The 702-nt window shown below is 56.3% G+C and carries 1 protein-coding gene and 1 pseudogene; both read left to right on the top strand.

Features of this window, described 5'->3' with window-relative positions:
• Positions 1-305, top strand: a 305-nt coding sequence (gene ndk / locus A3730_RS07945) for a nucleoside-diphosphate kinase (protein WP_063537869.1), incomplete at its 5' end; no start/stop codon positions are given.
• Between the two features lie 83 nt (positions 306-388).
• Positions 389-702, top strand: a pseudogene (locus A3730_RS07940) (23S rRNA (adenine(2503)-C(2))-methyltransferase RlmN); the annotation flags it as partial.

Here is a 702-nt window from a genome sequence, read left to right as displayed (position 1 = left end):
GCGACGAAAAGGCGGGCGGCTTCTACGCTGAGCACAAAGAGCGTCCTTTCTTCAAGGATCTGGTGGGCTTCATGACCAGCGGTCCTGTGGTTGTACAGGTTCTGGAAGGCGAAGACGCGGTTGCCAAAAACCGTGATCTGATGGGTGCTACCAACCCGAAAGAAGCCGAAGCCGGCACTATCCGTGCAGATTTTGCGGAAACAATCGATGCAAACGCGGTCCATGGTTCTGACTCCACCGAGTCAGCCGCCCGCGAACTGGCCTACTTCTTCTCCGACGAAGAACTGTGCCCGCGCGCCAGCTAATATCCGCTTGCGTGCAATACCAACCACGGCCTCGGGCCGTGGTTGGCGTTTAAAGGAAACCCGGTTTCCTATTGGAGAATGCTATGACTGCCCAACAGAAGGTAAATCTGCTCGGCCTTTCTCGCCCGCAAATGGAAGAGTTCTTCCTGACCATGGGGGAGAAAAAATTCCGTGCCCAGCAGGTGCTGAAATGGATCCACCACCACCAGGCGGATTCCTTCGAGCAAATGACCGATGTGGGTAAGGCATTGCGCCAGAAATTGTCCGAGGTGGCGGAAATCCGCGGCCCGAAGGTAACCCACGAGAGCATCAGCCGTGACGGCACCCGTAAATGGGTGTTCGAAATGGATAACGGCGGTGCCGTGGAAACCGTATTTATTCCCGATGGTCGTCGCGG

The sequence above is a fragment of the Alcanivorax sp. HI0044 genome, assembly GCF_001634945.1.
This window is presented reverse-complemented; position numbering and strand designations above follow the sequence as displayed.